At 59.4% G+C, this 16,173-nt stretch carries 14 protein-coding genes; 10 read left to right on the top strand and 4 right to left on the bottom strand.

The features are described from left to right. The first annotated feature begins 29 nt into the window (after nucleotides 1-29). The 5 genes from C5748_RS09370 (at nucleotide 30) to C5748_RS28165 (ending at nucleotide 4,757) form a co-directional block, all read left to right on the top strand. Nucleotides 30-1,196 carry a diphosphate--fructose-6-phosphate 1-phosphotransferase gene (locus C5748_RS09370; protein WP_105741656.1) on the top strand — a complete coding sequence of 389 codons (1,167 nt, stop codon included), beginning with the start codon at nucleotides 30-32 and terminating at the stop codon, nucleotides 1,194-1,196. A 121-nt stretch (nucleotides 1,197-1,317) separates the two neighbouring features. Further along, entirely contained in the window at nucleotides 1,318-2,442 is a 1,125-nt protein-coding gene (locus tag C5748_RS09365) for a TRAP transporter substrate-binding protein (protein ID WP_105741655.1), read from the top strand. Between the two features lie 78 nt (nucleotides 2,443-2,520). After that, on the top strand, nucleotides 2,521-3,141 hold the full coding sequence (locus C5748_RS09360; RefSeq protein ID WP_105741654.1) for a TRAP transporter small permease subunit: 621 nt from the start codon (nucleotides 2,521-2,523) through the stop codon (nucleotides 3,139-3,141). Continuing rightward, entirely contained in the window at nucleotides 3,138-4,556 is a 1,419-nt protein-coding gene (locus C5748_RS09355) for a TRAP transporter large permease (protein ID WP_105741653.1), read from the top strand. Before C5748_RS09360 ends, C5748_RS09355 begins: the two co-directional genes overlap by 4 nt. A gap of 39 nt (nucleotides 4,557-4,595) precedes the next feature. After that, nucleotides 4,596-4,757 (top strand): hypothetical protein, encoded by a 162-nt coding sequence (locus C5748_RS28165; protein WP_158259827.1) that lies wholly within the window; start codon nucleotides 4,596-4,598, stop codon nucleotides 4,755-4,757. Nucleotides 4,758-4,762: 5 nt separating this feature from the next. Here the strand turns inward: C5748_RS28165 and C5748_RS09350 are convergent, their stop codons facing one another. From C5748_RS09350 to C5748_RS09340, 3 genes are read right to left on the bottom strand one after another with little or no spacing between them, the layout of a single operon-like run. Continuing rightward, nucleotides 4,763-5,440, bottom strand: coding sequence for an ABC transporter ATP-binding protein (locus C5748_RS09350; RefSeq protein WP_105741652.1), 678 nt, complete (start codon nucleotides 5,438-5,440; stop codon nucleotides 4,763-4,765). Beyond that, nucleotides 5,437-6,678 (bottom strand): ABC transporter permease, encoded by a 1,242-nt coding sequence (locus tag C5748_RS09345; protein WP_105741651.1) that lies wholly within the window; start codon nucleotides 6,676-6,678, stop codon nucleotides 5,437-5,439. Before C5748_RS09345 ends, C5748_RS09350 begins: the two co-directional genes overlap by 4 nt. A 6-nt stretch (nucleotides 6,679-6,684) precedes the next feature. Next, on the bottom strand, nucleotides 6,685-7,725 hold the full coding sequence (locus C5748_RS09340; RefSeq protein WP_105741650.1) for an efflux RND transporter periplasmic adaptor subunit: 1,041 nt from the start codon (nucleotides 7,723-7,725) through the stop codon (nucleotides 6,685-6,687). Nucleotides 7,726-7,895: 170 nt separating this feature from the next. Between C5748_RS09340 and C5748_RS09335 the strand changes: the two genes are divergently transcribed. The 5 genes from C5748_RS09335 (at nucleotide 7,896) to C5748_RS09315 (ending at nucleotide 14,859) form a co-directional block, all read left to right on the top strand. Continuing rightward, nucleotides 7,896-8,591 (top strand): TetR/AcrR family transcriptional regulator, encoded by a 696-nt coding sequence (locus tag C5748_RS09335; protein ID WP_105741649.1) that lies wholly within the window; start codon nucleotides 7,896-7,898, stop codon nucleotides 8,589-8,591. Nucleotides 8,592-8,875: 284 nt separating this feature from the next. After that, entirely contained in the window at nucleotides 8,876-10,126 is a 1,251-nt protein-coding gene (locus C5748_RS09330; protein WP_245428916.1) for an efflux RND transporter periplasmic adaptor subunit, read from the top strand. Beyond that, nucleotides 10,123-13,185, top strand: a complete 3,063-nt coding sequence (locus C5748_RS09325; RefSeq protein ID WP_105741648.1) for an efflux RND transporter permease subunit — start codon at nucleotides 10,123-10,125, stop codon at nucleotides 13,183-13,185. The genes C5748_RS09330 and C5748_RS09325 overlap by 4 nt, the downstream gene beginning before the upstream one ends. Before the next feature lie 189 nt (nucleotides 13,186-13,374). Next, a complete protein-coding gene (locus tag C5748_RS09320; RefSeq protein ID WP_105741647.1) occupies nucleotides 13,375-14,097 on the top strand; it encodes a response regulator transcription factor in 723 nt (240 codons plus the stop codon). Between the two features lie 129 nt (nucleotides 14,098-14,226). Further along, a complete protein-coding gene (locus C5748_RS09315) occupies nucleotides 14,227-14,859 on the top strand; it encodes a methyltransferase family protein (RefSeq protein ID WP_105741646.1) in 633 nt (210 codons plus the stop codon). Here C5748_RS09315 and C5748_RS09310 read toward each other — a convergent pair. Further along, on the bottom strand, nucleotides 14,856-16,163 hold the full coding sequence (locus C5748_RS09310) for an ATP-binding protein (protein WP_105741707.1): 1,308 nt from the start codon (nucleotides 16,161-16,163) through the stop codon (nucleotides 14,856-14,858). The genes C5748_RS09315 and C5748_RS09310 overlap by 4 nt on opposite strands. Nucleotides 16,164-16,173: the final 10 nt, after the last annotated feature.

The raw sequence follows: 16,173 nt of genomic DNA, 5'->3' as shown, positions 1-16,173 counted from the left end.
AGAGTGAGCGCAATTCAGGAAGGGCGGAAATGACCGAAACGTTCGTAATCGCACAGGGCGGCGGCCCGACCGCCGTCATAAACCAGACTTTGGTGGGTAGCGTCCTCGAGGCGCGGCAGCGCTATCCCGGCGCACGCGTGCTTGGCGCACGCCATGGCGTGCGCGGCGTCCGCGACGGCGATTTCGTTGATCTTTCGGCCCTGACGGATGAAGAACTGAAACGGGTGGCGGCAACGCCCAGCGCAGCGCTGGGAAGTACCCGCGACAAGCCGGATGCCGCCTATTGCGAGACGATCCTGAAGGGCCTGCGCCAGGCGGGCGCAACCGCCTTCATCTATATCGGCGGAAACGATACGGCCGGGACCCAGCAGATTCTTGCTGAAGCCGCGGGCGGCGATATCGCCTTCGTTCATGCACCGAAGACGATAGACAACGATCTCGTTGAAAACGACCACACGCCGGGCTTCATATCCGCCGCCGAGTTTGTGGCAGGCGCCTTTCTGAGCGTGGATCTCGATTTTCGTGCCCTTCCCGGCATCTATGTCGGCATCGTCATGGGCCGGCATGCCGGCTTTCTGACCGCTGCAGCCGCCGCTTGGCGGCAGGATGAGGAAAGCGCTCCGCATCTCGTCTATGTGCCGGAGCGGGCGTTCTCGGCAGCCCGGTTCACCGAGGATGTGCGCGCCATCGTCAGCCGCCATGGCCGCTGCATCGTGGCGATGTCGGAGGGCGTTGCAACCGAAGACGGCCGCGCGCTCGTGGAAACGCTCGTTCCTCCGGATAGGCTCGAGCGCGACGCGCATGGCAATATCAGGCTTTCCGGCGGTGATTTGGGAATGGCGGTCGAGCGGCTGTTGAAAGATGACCTTCCCGGCACACGCGCCCGCGTCGACACGTTCGGCTACCTGCCGCGCGGCAATATCGGCACGATCAACCCGACCGATGCGCGCGAAGCCTTCGAGGCCGGTACCTTTGCGGTCGAAGCGGCGGCGCATGGCGGCGGCTCGGTCGCACTGCGATATGAAAATGGCGCAACGGTTCCGCGGCTCGTGCCCCTTGCAGACGTGGCCGGCAAGACCCGCCATATGCCCGACGATTTTCTTCTGCCGGATGCCAACCAGGTCTCGGCGCAATGCATGGCCTATATGGAAAGATTACTGCCCAGGCGCTTCGATCCGGCAAAGCCATTTGTGTAAACCGGCGTCGCCTGCTGTACGCCGGCAATCCCTTCACCAAACGTTTAGGTTTTCATCAGGCCCGAGATAGCCTATTCTCCCTCCCAATAAGGCGAAAAGCTAAATAAAACGGGAGGAACTCATGACGGATCAAGATATTTCACGGCGCAAGTTCTTGCGCAATTCTACGGTTGCAGCTTCCACTGCCGCCGGGACTTTGGCTGCACCCGCTGTGTTGGCACAGTCACCGATCACCATCAAGATGCAGACTTCATGGCCGGCATCGGACATTTGGATGGACTTTGCCCGCCAATATGTCGAGCGGGTCCAACGCATGTCGGGAAACCGCATCAAGATCGATCTTTTGCCCGCAGGCGCGGTGATCGGTGCCTTTCAGGTGCTCGACGGCGTCAATGACGGTATACTCGATGCCGCTCATACAGTGCCGGTCTACTGGTACGGCAAGCACAAGGCCGCCTCGCTTTTCGGCACAGGCCCCGTCTTCGGCGGCAGCGCGACGACCATGCTCGGCTGGTTCTATGCCGGCGGCGGCAAGGAGTTCTATCGCGAACTGACGCAGGACATTCTCGGCCTCAATGTCTACGGCTTCTATGGCTTTCCCATGCCGGCTCAGCCTTTCGGCTGGTTCAAGAAGCCGGTTTCGACTGTCGAGGACATACAGGGCTTCAAGTACCGTACCGTCGGGCTTGCCGCCGATCTCATGCAGAAAATGGGCATGAGCGTCGCCCAGCTTCCGGGTGGCGAGATCGTGCCGGCCATGGAGCGCGGCGTCATAGACGCCTTCGAATTCAACAATCCATCGTCGGACCTGCGCTTCGGTTCGGCCGATGTCGCCAAGAATTACATGTTGTCGTCCTACCATCAGGCGAGCGAATCCTTTGAATTCCTGTTCAACAAGGATTTCTTCGATGGGCTGGACGACGATCTGCAGGCCATCCTCGAATATGGCGTGGAAGCGGCGAGCACCGCCAATACCGCCGCAGCACTGGATAATTATTCCAAAGATCTCCAGACACTGCAGACCGAAAACGGCGTCGAAGTGCAGAGAACCTCGAAGGAGATCCTCGATGCCCAGCTCAAGGCATGGGACGAGCTCATTCCCGTGCTGGAAGAGGACGAATACATGAAGCGCGTCCTGGACAGCCAGCGCGCCTGGGTCGACCGTGTCGTCTTCTACGAACTGATGAATTCGCCGGATCTCGCTCTGGCCTATGAGCATTATTTCCCCGGAAAGCTGAAGCTTTAAGCTCCGGGAGCCAGCGCAAATCGCAATCCGGCGGCCTTCACGCCGCCGGATGGTTCTTCCCAGCGGTTAGGATTTCGCATGCTTGGCTATATCAGGTTTGCCGATCGTCTTTCGGCCTGGTTCGGGAAAGCCTTCGCCTGGTGCGTGATGATCATGACGATGGCAGTCGGCTACGAAGTCTTTGTTCGTTATGTCATGAACCGCCCCACCGCCTGGGCATTCGATCTCACTTACATCATGTATGGAACCATGTTCATGATGGCCGGGGCCTATACGCTCTCGCGTGAGGGGCATGTCCGCGGCGATTTCGTCTATCGGTTGTGGAAGCCGGCTACCCAGGCAAAAGTGGAGCTCGTACTCTACTTCCTTTTCTTTTTCCCAGGTATCCTGGCGCTGATCTTTGCCGGCTGGCGATATGCGAGCAGGTCCTGGCGCTATCTCGAATCAAGTTCGATGAGCCCGGCGAACATTCCGATATTCCAGTTCAAATCCATCATTGTCGCCGCTGGAATTCTTCTTCTCATCCAGGGCATCGCGCAGGTGTTCCGTTGCATCCTGACCATCAGGACCGGTGAGTGGCCAAAGCACGAAGAAGATGTCGAAGAGCTTGAGAAAATCCTTATGAAAGAAGGCGCTGCGGCGCTGCAGCGTGGCGGCGAACCGGCCGACATCGTCATACCCGAGGAGAAAAGGCCGTGACCGATCCACAAGTCGCGGTGGCGATGCTTGGCATCTTCATCTTCATCATCATGCTTGGCTTCCCCATTGCTTTCACCTTGATGGCGATGGGGATCGGCTTCGGCTATTACGCCTATTTCGACGCAAGCCGCATGTGGGTGCCGTACAGACGCGCTTTGGAACAGGACACCGATACGCTGACGCTGGTCCAGCACTGGATCGGCGGTTTTTTCAACAACCGAATATTCGACCTGTTCGTCAACCAGACCTATTCGGTCATGGCAAACGACGTGTTGACGGCTGTCCCGCTGTTTCTCTTCATGGGCTATATCGTCGAGCGGGCAAACATCGTCGACAAACTCTTTCACACGCTCAGCGTCGCCACCCGCCGCCTTCCGGGCTCGATGGCCGTTGCCGCGCTCATCACCTGCGCGCTGTTCGCGACGGCCACAGGCATCGTCGGCGCGGTGGTGACGCTGATGGGCCTTCTGGCGTTTCCGGCCATGCTGAAGGCGCGTTATGATACGCGTTTTGCCTCAGGCGTGATCTGTGCCGGCGGCACGCTGGGTATCCTCATACCGCCGTCGATCATGCTGATCGTCTATGCCGCGACATCAGGCGTTTCCATCGTGCGGCTCTATGCCGGCGCTCTGCTTCCGGGCCTGCTGCTGGCCGGGCTCTATCTCGTCTATATCGTCGGGCGCGCCATGCTCCAGCCATCGATTGCCCCAAAGCCCGAGGAGCCTGAAGAGAAAATCCCGGCAACAAAGCTGTTCTGGATGCTTGCGACATCCTTTCTGCCGCTCGCCGCACTCATTCTGGCGGTGCTGGGGGCAATCCTGTTCGGCCTGGCCACACCGTCCGAAGCCGCCGCCATCGGCGCGATCGGCGGTTTGCTGCTGGCATTGGCCTATCGTGCGCTGACCTGGCAGCGGCTGCAGGAATCCGTCTATCTGACTGTGCGCACGACAGCCATGGTCTGTTGGCTTTTCGTCGGCTCCTGGACGTTTTCGTCCGTCTTTTCCTATCTCGGCGGCGAGCAGGTCATCAGCGAATTCGTCCGTGGACTGGATCTGACGCCGCTGCAGTTCCTGCTGCTGGCGCAGTTGATCATCTTCCTTCTCGGCTGGCCGCTGGAATGGTCGGAGATCATCATCATCTTCGTGCCGATCTTCCTGCCGCTCCTGCCGCATTTCGGTATCGACCCGCTGTTTTTCGGCATCCTGATCGCACTCAACCTGCAGACCTCGTTCCTCACGCCGCCCATGGCCATGTCGGCCTATTATCTCAAGGGTATCGCACCGCCACACGTGCAACTCATCGACATATTCCGCGGCTCCATGCCTTATCTGGCCATGGTCGTCCTTTGCATGATCATCCTCTACAGATATCCCGATATCGCTTATTGGCTGCCGCGGGTGATTTATGGCCGGTGAGAAAACACCAAAGCTGCATGGAAGGGATCGGACATGACAATGAATAGAATCATTGCCCTGATGGCGCTTTTGACCTTCGCAGCCTTCATCGGCATCATCGCCTTCCGCGTCCGGGCGCTCGATCTCACGATCATCTCGATCATCGGCGTCGGCCTGGCGAGTTGGGATTTCTGGAGACAGCTCTTCTCCAGGAAATCATAGGACCTTTACGGTTCTTCTATCCCGCCGTCGACCAGATGGATGCGGCGGTCCATGCGTGCGGCCATTTCGACATCATGGGTGACGGCGATGACGGTCTTGTTGCGTTCGCGCACCAGCGTTTCGAGGATGTGGAAGACCTGTTCCGAGCTTTTGGTGTCGAGACTGCCCGTCGGTTCGTCCGCCAGGACGATCGGCGGATCGTTGGCAAGCGAGCGGGCGACGGCGACACGCTGGCGCTGACCGCCGGAAAGCTGATCCGGCCGCTTGTCGAGATGACCGGCTAGCCCGAGCGATTCCAGCAACTCCGTCGCCCTTTCCCGCATTTGCGGCCGTGACAGCTGGCCCAGCTTGCGCATCGGGATCTCGACATTCTCGCGCACCGTGAACTCCGGTAGCAGAAAATGGAACTGAAAGACGAAGCCCATCATGGCAAGGCGCGTCCTTGCCCGCTCCTGCTCGTCCATCGGCCCGCTGTCGCGTCCACCTATTTTCAACGTGCCGCTCGTCGGTCGATCGAGAAGGCCGAGCAGATAGAGAAGCGACGATTTCCCCGAGCCGGAGGGGCCGGTGACAGCGACGAATTCCTTCTCGCCGACCGACAGCGAAACATCCTTGATCAGCGTGACCGGGACGATCGCCGGCAGGACCCGCGTGAGATTAACAGCTTCGATCAGCGTGCTCATGTCGCGCCCCGGATGATATCGACGGGATTGAGCTTCGCCGCCCGGCGGGCTGGAAGATAGCCGGCAACGGCAGCCGATGCGAGCGCGAAGCCCGCTGCCAGGAGATAATGCAGAAAGCTCCAGGCGATCGGCAGCCGCGTCATTTCCTGTCCGGTGGTGGCGAGTTCAAAACGCACCTGCGCCAGCGCATAGACGAGCGAGAAGCCGAGCAACCAACCGAACAGCGATCCCGCCGCGCCGATGGCAACGCCCTCGATCAGGAACAGCCGCCGCATGTCCGCTTCCGCAAAGCCGAGCGATTTCATGATGGCGATGTCGCGGGCCTTTTCATGGGTGATGGTGGAGATGATGTTGAAAATGCCGAAACCGGCGACGAGCATGATCGCGGCGACCACCGTATACATGATGACATTGCGCACCACGAGCGCTTCCAGGATGGATTCGTTCGCCTCCTGCCATGCCATGGCCTTGTAGCCGAGTTCGGCCTCGGTCCGTTTCGCCACCGCAGGCGCCGCATTGGGATCGGCAAGCTTGATCCTGATCTCGTTGATCGCATTCGCCCTCTCGCTCAGGATCTGTGCATTCTTCAAAAGCACATAAGCCTCGCCCTCGTCGCGCGCCGTGGTGCCGGTATGGAAAAGGCCGGCGATCTTGAAATTGCGCGACAGGCCGGTGGAGGACACCGCCGTGATCGTATCGCCAAGCCCGGCGCCGAGACGCGAGGCCATGGTGTCGCCGATCAATATGTTGTTGCCACCAGCTCTCAGCCTGTCGAAGCTGCCCTGGACGAAATCTTCGACGATCGGCGACACGCCCCTTTCGGCATCCGGATCGACGCCGATGATCGAGGCGCCGACGTCACGCCCGGCATAGCGGATGACGCCCTGAGCCTTCAGATTTTCTGCCACCTGGCCCGGCACCCAGCCCCTGAGCCAGGTAAGCGCCGCCGTCGGATTGATGATCCCGCGCCGGTCTTCCCGCGGCCGGAGACCGGAAATGGCAGCGGCCCCGAAGACCTCTTCCGCCGGCTGGCGCGGCGGCGTGCGCCGCTCGTCGGTGATCTGCACATGCGGCATGGTATTGATCAGCTGCTCGACAAAATCATCCTGTCCGCCCTGCATCAGCGCTGCCATGGCGACCGAGAAGCCAACGCCAACCGCAACACCCACGATCGCCACCAGGGTCTGGCGCCCACGTCCGGCAATGTGGGTGAAGGCGATCTCGAGGATGAGGCGCATCTCTTCTCACTCCTCCGCCAGCGTGGCGTTGACCCCAGAATTGGCCCCAGTGTCGCCCAATGTCACGCGTGCACCATCGCTCAGATCCTCCGGGAATGGAGAAATGATGCGGGTATCCGCGGTCACGCCCGACAGCACTTCGACCTCCTGCAGGCCGCGAATGCCGATATCGAGATTCCGTCGCACAGCCTTGCCGTTTTCAACGATATAGACCTCGTCGCCGCGTAGCGCGAGCGATGGCACGAGCAAGGCGTTTTCGGAGACGCGGATGACGATATTGACGTCGGTCGACATGCCGATCATCAGCGGCGTGTCATTCGGCAGCCTGAAGCGGACCCTGTAGGTCTTGGTGACAGGATCGCCCTTCGGCGTGATGCTGTCGACGACAGCTTCCAGATTACGCTTCGGAAATGCGTCGGAACGCAGCAACGCCCGTTGGCCGACCGCCACATGCGGAATATCCTCCTCATTGACATCCGCGATGACGAGAAGCGGTTTCGGCTGCCCGACCCAGAACAGCACGGTGCCCGGTTCCGCGATCTCGCCGACCTCCGCATCCCGGCGCAGCACGACGCCTCTAACCGGCGCGCGCAGGACATAGCTTTCCAGTCTTGCCTTCTGCCCGGCCACCAGCGCCTCGAGCTGGGCGACTTCGCTGATTGCCCGGTCAAGCGATTGCTGGCTGGCAGCATTGCGTCTGGCAAGCACGGAAAGACGCCGATGCTCCTCCCGCGACAGGCGCAGGCGCGCTTCAAGTTCGCTCAGCGCCGCTTCCGCCTCGCTGGCATCGAGCCGGGCGAGCACGGCGCCCTTTTCGACCTCCTCGCCCTCGCAATCGCATTGTCCGATGATGCGCTCGCGGACGAGCGCCGTCACTTTTGCCCAAATGCGCGGCTCGACCACGCCGCTCGCATAGACGATCTCGGCTGCATCTCCCCGCTTCGGCGTGACCGTCGTGACAGGTATCGGGCGCTGCATATACCAGAAGCCGAAGGCGGCGGGCGCCAGAACAATGGCAATGGCAGTCAATATCCGGAACATCGGCATTCAAATCTCTCCGGCAATCAAAAGCAGGACCGCGAGTGCCGGACTATAGCAATAGACCGACGGTCGGTCTATAATGGAAAATCCGAATATCGTGGTGCGGCAAATATGCGCTTCCGCCTGATGTCCGGACTGATAAAGATGCAGAGACGACCTTTTGAGGAACCTGCCCCGTGATTCGTGTCATCAAGACGCCGGAGGTGCGACTGACCGAGCTTCTGGACTGCGCCCAGCGGCTGTTCTTCAGCCGTGGCTATGACAACACGACCATCAACGACATCATCGGTGAGGCGGGGATATCGAAGGGCGCATTCTATCATTATTTCGCTTCCAAAGAGGCGCTTCTGGAAGCGCTCGCCGCCCGCATGGCGCGCGACAGCGTGAGGGAGCTCCAACCCCTCCTGGACAATCCCGAGCTCGACGCCATCGGCCGCCTCAACGCGCTCTTTGGCGGGGCACGCCGCATGAAGGTCGAGATGGCACCGCATATCCGCAACACGTTCGATGTGGTTTTCCGCCCCGAGAACGTCGTTCTCTTCCACCGGATCGACCGGGCCGTGTCGGCTGTCGTCACGCCCATTCTGAGCGGAATCTTGGCTGAGGGTGCCGAGGAAGGCATTCTCGATGCACCCGATCCGCTGGCCTTTGCCGAAATGCTGCTGCAGTTCCGCCTGAGCCTCGGCCCGGTGATGCACAAGGCAATGCAACAGGCCAAGGACGGCAATGTAGACGAGGCGGCGCAGATGCTGGACGAGCGGTTGCGGCTCTACGGCCTTGCCATCGACCGCGTGCTCAAACTGCCCGACGGGACGATCGAAATGGCCGAAAAAGGCTTCGCGCGCGCCCTCCTCGACGCGAATCAGAGCTAATCTCGGAATATCGGAGCAAAGGGCGAGTTCTAAAATAGCGTATATGGCGATCGGCTATTTGCCGTCTCAGGCTCTCGTAAATTGCGGCTTGACCTTCCCATCGGTGGAAGCAGTACGATCAACTCTATAGCGGTTCATTTCTAAGTGGAAACGATGCGTTCAGCCCTTTCAAGCGCAACAAATCTTAATGCGATACAACACTGCGATCTTCCCTGATCGTTAGGGTGCGGCCGAACTTGCCGAGGGCTCGTCATGCCTCGAGGCAGCAGAAGAGAGGTCGTTTCATGAGCATAAATGCGTGGCTCAAACCGTTCTGCCCGCCGCAGCCGTCTATCCGATGCGGGATCATCGCCTCGCTTGCTCTCGCTGCTTTTGTGCCGATTGCGCAGGCCCAGCAGCAAATGCCCGTCACAGTTATTGTTGCGAAGCAGAGCGACATCACGCAGCGCATATCGGTTGTGGGAACGCTTGCCGCGCGCGAGGAGGTCCAGGTCCATCCCTCGGTCACAGACCGGGAAATACAGAGCATCCTGGTAGAAGCCGGTCAAAGCGTCGAACAAGGTCAGCCCCTGGCTTCATTTGACAAGTCCGATGCACTTCTCGCCCTTGACAAAAATGCAGTGAGTGCTCTTCGCGCCAAGGCGGCTGCGGCCGTCGAGAACAGCAGGGTCGACATTGCGCTTATCACCGAGCGCGAAGCCCGGAAGAAGCTGGAACGTAGCAGGGCGCTCCAGCCCAAAGGGGTCGTTTCTGTTCAGCTTTTGGATGAACACCAAAACGCATATGACCGTGCCGTCGCGGAAACGGCACTTGCGCGCCAGTCATTGGCATTGGCGCAAGCCGAAGAACAGTTGATTGCGCAGGAAAGAAAAGAGATCGAGTTGACGGTCGAGAGGAGCACGTTGCGCGCCCCTGCGTCTGGTTTCATTCTGGAGCGAAGCGCCCGCATCGGTGTCATGACGTCGGGTTCGAGCGATCCTCTTTTTCGCATCGCGAAGGACGGTGAGATTGAGTTCGTTGCGGAAGTAACGGAAACGCACTTCGTGCAACTGCGTGAAGGCATGCGTGCGGAGGTGACCGTTCCTGGCCGTGACCAACCAGTCACCGGTACGCTGCGGCTCAATGCGGCCCAACTGGACCCAAAAACGCGGAGCGGAACGGTTCGCTTCAGACTCGATGAGAGTGACGCCCTCGTTCCCGGTGTATTTGCACGCGGCGTCATTGATACATCGACGCGGACGAATGTTCTCCTGCCGGGAACGGCTGTCAAAAGCACGCGCGGTTCTCATAGCGTCTATGTCGTCAAAAACGAAATTGTGGAATTTCGAAACGTCAGGATCGGCGCGCGTCAGGATGGTCTCGTTGAGATCGTCGAGGGTGTCGAGGACGGCGAAATGGTGGTCCTGAAGGCGGGAGCCTTCCTGAAGGATCAGGACCGCGTTGAGCCTGTCATCGTATCGGCGGAAGGTGCCCCGCGACGAGAGGGGCCTCGAGCCGTCTCACTCAACCACGCAGAAGGGACGGTTCGTCGATGAACGCGAACATTTCGGCGTGGGCAATCCGCAATCCTCTGCCGTCGGTCCTGCTCTTTGTGATTCTGACAGTGGCGGGTCTCTACAGCTTCTCTCGGTTGCCCATCACCTACTTCCCGACAATCGTCACCCCGCTCGTCAATGTCACGATCGAACAACCCGGAGCGACGCCGACCGAGCTTGAGACCGAGGTGACGCGGCGGGTGGAGGATGCCGTCGCGCCGCTGACCGGCATAGAAAAAATCACGTCGACCATCGGTCAGGGCCGATCCGTCACCAGTGTCGAGTTCGAATTGGGCGTGGTATCGCCGGATCGGGCGATGGTCGACGTGCGTGATGCCGTCACGAAAATCCGTTCCGACCTGCCCGCCACGATCGACGAGCCGATCGTTGAACGGATCGAACAGGAAGCCCAGTCTGTCGTAACCTACGCCGTCGGCAGTACGAACATGACGGTTTCCGAACTCTCCTGGTACGTGGAGGACGAGGTTATCCGCAATCTGCAGGGTTTGCCGGGAGTGGGACGGATCGAACGCGTCGGCGGAGCGGATCGGGAGATTCATGTCGAGCTCGATCCCGACCGGTTGCAGGCGCTTTCGCTGTCCGCGAATGCCGTCAACGAAAGCCTCTTGCGAACCCAGATTGAGAATTCCGGCGGGAGGAGCGACCTCAGCGGTCGTGAGCAAGCCCTCACCACCGTGGCGGCGGCAAAGACCGTGTCGGACCTTGCCGATCAGAGCATTGCGCTTTCTCCCCATGCGGCCGTCCGGCTGGGGGATTTGGGCAGCGTTCAAGATACTGTGGCGGAAGCGCGTTCCTTCGCGACGCTCGGCGGCGCGGACGTCGTGGGGTTTGCGGTCTATCCCTCTCAGGGCGCGAGCGAAATTTCCGTTGCGAATGCGGTTTCCGAGGCACTGACGCAGATGGGCGCGCGCAATACGGATGTGCGGTTCAGCCTCGTGGATGACAATTTCACCTACACGGCCGGCAATTACAGTTCGGCCATGAGCACGTTGCTCGAGGGAGCCGCGCTTTCCGTCATCATCGTTTTCCTGTTCCTGCGGGACTGGCGGGCGACGATCGTCGCCGCGGTCGCGCTTCCACTGTCGATAATCCCGACCTTTTTCGCCATCGATCTCATGGGGTTTTCTCTCAACATCCTGAGCTTGCTGGCCATCACGCTGGTCACCGGAATACTCATCGACGATGCGATCGTCGAAATCGAAAATGTCGTTCGCCACCGTGACATGGGCAAGAATGCCTATCGGGCGGCGCTCGACGCCTCCGACGAAATTGGCCTGGCCGTTATCGCCATCTCGGCCACCATCATCGCCGTGTTCGTGCCGGTCGGCTTCATGAGCGGCGAGGTCGGCCTGTACTTTCGCGAATTCGGCTTGACGGTCGCCATTGCCGTCTTCTTCTCCCTGCTGGTGGCACGGCTCATAACGCCTGTCATGGCCGCCTATTTCATGACCGGAAGCCCGCCGGCCGAGGAGAAGAAGGGGCGCTTTATCCTGGCTTACGAGCGGCTGTTGCGGCTGAGCCTGCGCTGGCGATGGGTGACCGTTGGGCTTGCCGGCGGTTCCTTCGCTCTGGCACTGCTCGCCCTGATGTCGTTACCGACCGGCTTTCTGCCGGAGGAGGACACCGGACGGTTGACCCTCTCCGTTGAGCTGCCGCCCGGTTCCACCCTTGAGGATACGCGCGCAGTTTCCGATGAAATCGCGGACCGTGTCGGCGCGTTCCAGGAAGTGGAGGGCGTGTTCACGCGCGCCGGTTCAAGCACCGCGGGGCTGGAGGACGTGCGCTATGCAGTCGTCCTCATCGACCTCCTTCACAAGTCGCGCCGGGATCGTTCGTCATTTGCGATTGAAGCCGATATCGAGAAAAATCTCTCGTCCATCCCCGATGTGAAACTAAGATTCCTCAACACACGCGGTGGCCGCGATCTTTCCTTTGCCGTCCTGGGCACCGATGGGCAGGTGGTTCTGGACGCCGCGAACGCCATTGTGGAGGAGCTTTCAGCCGATCGGGCGTTTGTCGCCCCCGGCATCGACAATACCGCCATGCGTCCAGAGTTGAGGATGCAGGTGCAGACGGACAAGGCCTCGATGCTCGGCGTATCGCCGGCCATGATCGCCCAGATGATCCGTGTGTCCACTATCGGCGATGTCGACAGCCGCTTGCCCAGCTTCACCGATGGCGCCCGGCAAATCCCTGTCCGCGTGGTCATCGATCGCAACGCCCGCGATGATCTTCCGACGCTGGAAATGCTGACCGTCCCTTCCGACGATGGAACCCATGTCCCATTGTCGGCGGTCGTCGACATCAGCTTTGACGAGACGATGTCCGCCATAGAGCGGTTTGATCGCGAACGCCGGATCGAGATTGGCGTGGACATGGCCGACGGCTTGACGTCCGGACAGGGGATGGAGCGGCTGCTTCGACTGGAAAGCGTCAGGAACCTGCCGGAAGGCGTTCGTGTCCAGGCAACCGGAGACTCCGATACGGAAAGTGAGGTCTTCGAAAGCTTCGCGGTGGCGATGGGATCGGGCATCATGCTTGTCTTGGTCGTCCTGATCCTCTTGTTCGGCAGCGTGCTGGCGCCTTGGACGATCCTGGCGTCTCTTCCCCTATCCATCGGCGGTGTCGCCGCGGGTCTGTGGCTAAGTGGCAGTGCCATATCGCTGCCGGTGGTCATCGGCATTCTGATGCTGATGGGCATTGTCACGAAGAACGCCATCATGCTCCTGGATTTTGCGATCGAGCGGGAGGCGCACGGGCTTTCGCGGCTCGATGCCGTCATCGAGGCATGTTCCGAAAGAGTTCGTCCGATCATCATGACGACGCTTGCCATGACCGGCGGCATGGTCCCTTCCGCACTCGGTTTGGGCGATGGTGGCGAATTCCGCTCCCCCATGGCCATTGCCGTCATTGGCGGACTTTTGGTCTCCACGCTCCTTTCCCTGATCGTGATCCCGTCCCTTCATCTCATCGTTTCAGGCTTCGGCGACCGGATCGCCCGGATCTTCAAGCCTTTCCTCCAGTCGGCGGAGAGCTAGCCACACCGAACGCCGCACATGGCGCCACCACTGGCGAGTGGCGGATAGACAACGTTTATCCTCGAAACTCACAATCGCCCAATTCCTGGGGGAGTGTGGTATTCTGCAACGCTGCAACAAATCTTAACAAAGCGAAATATACTGGCTCTCTCCGGCGTGCATTGTGCAGGAATTGGGGTGAGAGGTTTCATGCAATCAAATACGGCAAACGCGCATATCCTGATCGTCGAGGACGATTCGGAAATCGCAAATCTGCTCGCTCTCACCATACAGGATAACGGGATGATCCCGACCATCGCGGAAGATGGTCGTGTGATGCAATCGCTTCTGCGCAACAATTCATTCGACCTCATAATCCTTGACGTCATGCTGCCGGGTGAGGACGGGCTGAGCATCTGCAGGAAGATTCGTTCCGAAAAGACCACTCCGATCATTTTGTTGACGGCGCTTGGTGAGGAGATCGACAGGATCGTCGGGCTTGAAGTCGGCGCTGACGATTACGTCACAAAGCCGTTCAGCCCCCGGGAGGTCGTCGCGCGCGTGCGCAGCCTTTTAAGGCGGGCCTCCTATGGATTGGTCACAAACACCGCCCAACGAAAGCTCCGCTTCGATGGTTGGCAAATCGACCCGATGCGCCGTCAACTTCATGACCCGAGCAACGCCCGCATCGCTTTGACAACGACGGAATTCGACCTTCTGCTGGCTTTTTGCCGCAATCCGGGCCGTGTGATCACCCGCGAGGAACTCCTCTCGATGACGCACTCCGGACTTGCTGGCCCGATCGAGCGCAGTATCGACGTCCATGTCAGCCGCCTTCGGCAAAAAATCGAGATCGACCCCAAAGAGCCCGCTCTGCTGCGGACGGTGAGACTCGGTGGATATATGTTCACCGCGACAGTCGAGGAAGCGTGAGTGTTTATCGCGCGCGGCTCTTGGCATTTACATATCGCAACAAAACAAAACGTCGTGCCGGTATGAGGCACGCTACTCCCCTCTCTGCTGGCGCCGAAGGTCGCCTAGAAGTCATGCGGAGAGCCAAAAGTGACGGACATTCAGGCAGTTCAAAGTTATCTTGCACAGGTGCAATCCCGCCGAAAGGTCATGATATGGTGTATCAGCCTTTGCTTTGCACCGGTCATTCTCTTTACGGCCGCCACCTTCAAGTTGGGATCCTGGCAGCGTGATTTGGTTGAAGGCGCAGGCTCTATCCTGTTGTTCGTCGCCATCCTCGGCAGGGCCTGGTGCACCCTCTATATAGGCGGAAGGAAAACGGTAGTCCTCGTAAATTCGGGCCCGTACTCGATCACGCGAAATCCTCTTTATTTCTTTTCATTTGTCGCTGCTGCCGGACTTGGAGCGCAAACCGGCAGCATAAGCATAGCAATATTTATGGCATTGCTCGGATACGTGATCTTCTTGCCGGTCGTGTTTCGGGAAGAGGCTGCGCTTTCATCCGCCCATGGACAAAGTTACGATGCGTACCGCCGTGCTGTCCCTCGCTTCCTTCCTCGCCCGGCCTTGTGGCGTGACATCGATTCAGTGGCTGTCGACCCACGCATTTTGCGGCGAACGATCGCAGACGGAATGATCTTCGTCCTGCTCGCCCTTCTGGTCAGAGCTTTAATGTATTGGAAGCAATCCCTCCCCGATCTGCCGCAAGTGATCTTATATTAATGCATGGGCAGCGTCATTCTGACGACAAGACCGTTTGGCTGCCGCTCAAGGAACTCCAGTTTACCTCCGTGAGCCTGTACAATTTCGGCAACGATCGAAAGCCCCAACCCAAAGCCAGAATTGGCGCCGCCTCGGGCATCATCGATCTTGAAAAACGGCTCCAACACACGCGCCCTGTTCGGTTCCGGAATCCCCGGACCATCATCGATGACATCGATGATGGTCATGCCGGCATCTTCCCGCAACTCGACAATCACCGAGCTGCCGAATTTCGTGGCGTTGTCACAAAGGTTCGTAACGGCACGGGTGATCGCAAGAGGCTTGCAGTTCGTGATCAATCTGTTCGGGCCCCGATAGGTCACATCGAAACCGACATCGGCAAATTCGCTGCAGATCGTCTGAAGGGTGCTGGCGATATCTGTGCGCTCGACGGCCTCCTGGCTGTGGTTGTCGCGCAAGTAACCAAGGCTCTCGCCCAGCAGTCTGTCGATATGATTGATGTCGGACAACATCGTGTCCCGGGTCGGCCCCTCGGGCAAACGCTCAGCCCTTAGTCTCAACCGCGTCAACGGAGTCCGCAAGTCGTGGCTGATGCCACGCAGCATGCGGGTCCGGGATTCCATCATGATCGCGATCCGATTGCGCATGCCGTTCAATGCCTTGGCCAGAGCGATGATCTCGACGCTGCCGCGTTCTTCAAAAACCTCTGCATGGGTCGAGATATCCGCGTTGATAGCTGCGCGAGATATTCGCCTGAGAGGCAACGTGATTGCCCAAATGGCAAACGCGGATAACAGGAAGATCAGGGTGATCAGCGCGACCAGGTAATATGACCCCCGCACGGTGAAATTGTCCCACAGGAAGGAGTCGGAAGAAATGGGAGTGACCAACATCGTTGCATCATCCACCTTGAAAGCAACGACACGGTTGTCGTTCAGAAACGTCCTCCACCCCCCCAGCGGGGGAACCGAATTGTCGGGCGGGAACAGCCAGTCAAGAGCCCGATCCCAGAATGTCTCTTTACTGGATGACGTCGTGAACTGCTCACTCAGGACCAGGGGCTGCAATGTCAAATCCCAACCCGACCGGTGAGCGGCACCAACGATAATTTCCCTCCTATCCGGTGTCGCCGCGGCTAAAATCTCCGCTATTGCTTGAAGACGTTCAGCGACCTGTTCGATGTCCAATTCTTCGTAATCTCTGACCCAGCGCTCGAGCACAGGCCCCGCCGTGACGACGATCAACAGTGCAAACACGATTATAGCGGTGATCTGTCCATGTATGGTCCTTGGACCGAGAGACATGCGCAATCTC

Source organism: Phyllobacterium phragmitis (genome assembly GCF_002980495.1).
In the GTDB taxonomy this organism is placed as follows: domain Bacteria; phylum Pseudomonadota; class Alphaproteobacteria; order Rhizobiales; family Rhizobiaceae; genus Paramesorhizobium; species Paramesorhizobium phragmitis.
This window is presented reverse-complemented; position numbering and strand designations above follow the sequence as displayed.